This window comes from Peptoniphilus sp. (assembly GCF_022767005.1).
In the GTDB taxonomy this organism is placed as follows: domain Bacteria; phylum Bacillota; class Clostridia; order Tissierellales; family Peptoniphilaceae; genus Peptoniphilus_A.
Genome location: NZ_JALEOV010000072.1, coordinates 1 through 3,409 on the forward strand (window position 1 = coordinate 1; position 3,409 = coordinate 3,409).

The 3,409-nt window shown below is 28.7% G+C and carries 3 protein-coding genes; all 3 read left to right on the top strand.

The window, feature by feature from the left end:
* The coding region (locus MR285_RS05435; protein ID WP_293558814.1) for an ATP-binding cassette domain-containing protein at nucleotides 1-1,561 on the top strand (1,561 nt) is incomplete at its 5' end.
* Between the two features lie 256 nt (nucleotides 1,562-1,817).
* Nucleotides 1,818-2,303, top strand: a complete 486-nt coding sequence (locus MR285_RS05440; protein ID WP_293558816.1) for a hotdog domain-containing protein — start codon at nucleotides 1,818-1,820, stop codon at nucleotides 2,301-2,303.
* A 56-nt stretch (nucleotides 2,304-2,359) separates the two neighbouring features.
* A complete protein-coding gene (locus MR285_RS05445) occupies nucleotides 2,360-3,235 on the top strand; it encodes a hypothetical protein (RefSeq protein WP_293558818.1) in 876 nt (291 codons plus the stop codon).
* Nucleotides 3,236-3,409 lie beyond the last annotated feature (174 nt).

The following is a 3,409-nucleotide window of genomic DNA, read 5'->3' on the forward strand; positions in this document are numbered from 1 at the left end:
TGGATTTGTAAATGTAGAAAATACAAAATATAAAAAAGATTTGGCTAGAGTTTTAACAACAACAGTATGCCCAAAGTGTCATGGGACTAGATTAAATGATGAAGTATTAAGTGCGAAAATACAATATAAATCAATAGCTGATTGCGCAGATATGATGGTTAATGATTTATATAATTTTTTGGATGGCATTGATGATGAAAGTGTAGCCATTATTATTTATGAATTAAAAACAAAATTAAGAAATTTATCTCTCGTGGGGTTAGACTATTTAAAATTAAATCAACCAACAAGTACTTTATCTGGTGGAGAATCTCAAAGAATAAAGATGGTTAAATACCTAAATAGCGCTTTATCGGATGTTCTTTACATTTTTGATGAACCTAGTGTAGGGCTTCATCCTCAAGATATTAAAGGTATCACTAATATATTTAAAGAAATCAAAAATAAAGGGAATACTGTTTTATTTGTCGACCACGATCCAGACATGATTAAGGTATGTGATGAAGTAATTAACTTTGGTGAAGGAGCAGGGATTCATGGAGGTAAAATTACTTTTCAAGGCTCTTTTGAAGATTTATTGAGGTCAAATACAGTTACGGCTAAAGCGTTTTTAAAGAAACATATTATGTCATCAGAAAAGAAGCAATTTTCAAAATATTACAAGCTTGAGAAGGTGTCAAAACATAATTTAAAAAATATTTCTGTAAAAATTCCAGAAAATGCAATTACAGTAGTAACGGGAGTTGCAGGATCTGGGAAAAGTACATTAATACGAGAAGTTTTTGCGAATAGATATCCTCAGTCCACAATTTTAGATCAAAGTATGCCACAAACTTCTAGTCGGTCAAATATTGCTACTTACTTAAAAATCTATGATGAAATTAAAAAGGTTTTTAGCAAAACAAATAAGGTTGAAGCATCACTATTTTCAGCAACTGGAAAGGGAGCTTGTCCTGTATGCAAAGGAAAAGGAGTTATTAAGCTTGACTTAGCTTATCTAGGAGATTCAGAAGAAGTTTGTGAAAAATGTCAAGGAAAGAGATTTAACGATGAAGCACTGTCATACTTGTATAGAGGTAAAAATATAAGTGAAATATTTGACTTGACCGTTGAAGAAGCGAAGGATGTGTTTTTCGATAATAATTTGATAAGACACAAATTAGAATCCGTTGATAAAGCTAACTTATCTTACATAAAACTTGGACAAACCCTTGACTCCTACTCTGGTGGTGAATTGCAAAGATTAAAAGTTGCACAAATGCTAATAAATCATAAATCTGAAATTATTATATTAGATGAACCTACAAGTGGATTACACGAATCAGATATTGACAATTTATTGATGCTTATTCATGAATTAGTAAGAGAAGGAAACACAGTAATAATGATAGAGCATAATTTATCTGTCATTAGTCAGGCAGATTGGATAATTGACCTTGGACCTAATGGAGGAAGTCGTGGAGGAAATTTGTTATTTCAAGGTTATCCAATAGACTTTATTGAATGTGTAAATTCTTTTACTGCAAATCATTTGAGAAGATTTTTAGGCATTGATAAATAGTAAATAATTGTAAAAACTACTGGAATTGATATTTACAGAAAAACAATAATTATAAAAATAGCAAGAATAAGTTTTTCTTTAGAGGATTTTTTGAATATATAAAAGGTTCCTTAGCTTAATCTAAATTATTATTTAAATGCAAGGTAAAATAAGATTAGAAAATCATATTTCCAAGAGATTTTTTCTTTTTAAAAACTCAAATGTGGTACAATAAAAATATTAAAAGCAAAATTGATTATAAATTTGGAGGAATAAAATGAATAAAGAAAATAAAAATATTGCCATTCAAGAAACTTATGGCGAAAGATTCCAATACTGTTGGGGTTGCGGTCCTAAAAATCACGAAGGTATGCACCTAAAATCTTATCCATCTGAAGATGGAAGTAAGTGTATCGCAAAGGTTACTCCAGATTCTGTATATACTGGTGGCGTTCCTGCAAATCTTTTTGGAGGAATGATTGCAATGATCTTCGATTGTCACGGAACTGCATCTGCTGCATGGTTTAAACATCACGATTTAGGTCTTGAACTTACTAAAGACACAGTGATAGGTCGTTTCATTACAGCAAGACTTGAAGTTGATTTCAAAAAGCCAACTCCAATGGACGAGGAAGTTACAGTTACAGCAACTGCCGAAGAAATTGGCGAAAGAAAAGTCATTGTAAACATGGTAATGGAAGCTGCTGGAGAAGTTCGTGCAAAGGCAAGGATGGTTGCCGTTGGAGTAAAGGACAATATGTAGTTTAAAAGAGATTGTTTTCAATCTCTTTTTTAAAATTTAAAAGTTTTGAGGTTATTATGGATTTCAAAAACAAAAATATTATAGGCATTTTAATATATTTTGCATCCTTTGTTATTAGCTTTGGTGTTTTTGCAATTATTAAAAGAGTAGAACTAATTCCAATAATTAATAATCTTCTACTTGGATTTAATTTTTTATCTTTTATAGGACTTCAAACTTTTTCATTCTATAAATTGACAAGAATTGAGCTTAATAGATATATAAAAGTTATATTATTGATTTTTCTAACAATTTGTGCTTGTATTGCTTCTTTTTTTATTTTTTTAGCATCTGTTTTTTCGGGAAAAGATGACAGAAGTTTAATTTATGATGGCGAAAAGTATTATGTTTTAAATGTAGGTTGGCTGGATCAAAATTATGAAGTTTACAAGAAAAATTTAATTACTATGGATAAATTGGATAATGATAAACTTGGCGACGTTTTTTGCGATTTAAATAAAATAGAAAATATAGAAACTAGAGAAATTTTAAAATTTCTAATTTATGTCAGAAATGGAATTTCTATTAAAAAAACAGAAGAAAATTTTAATGATCAAAGAGAAGGTCTTAAATATAAAAATTTTTCTAATAATTTTTCAAATAATGTAGAAAATAAAAATGAAATTTTAAAAAATTTTAAGATTATAGACGCAATAAAAATTAAAAGTTCGGACTATGCAATAATAGAAGTGGATCATGCAGGGGCGAGAAGCCGCTGGTTTTTTATAAAAATATTAGGCAATAAGATGAATTTTATTTCTGAATTAAAAGAAACAAGCCCAAGAGTTAATGGAAAAGTTGATAAATATGGATACATTTATTTAAATTTTAAGGATGTAAATGGAAATGAAAATAAATACATTTCTAAGGACGGTGGAATTTTAACACTTTAAAATAAAGGAAAAGTGTTGCTATTATTTTTAAACTATTGCAATATTTTGCGAAAAAATATTATTGATTGGTTAAATTGAAAAGATACAAATAAGAAAGACATTTTTGTACATAGACATTATACTGACGATAATATTTACTCTATCTATTTTCACAATTACATTAACTTGATAAAG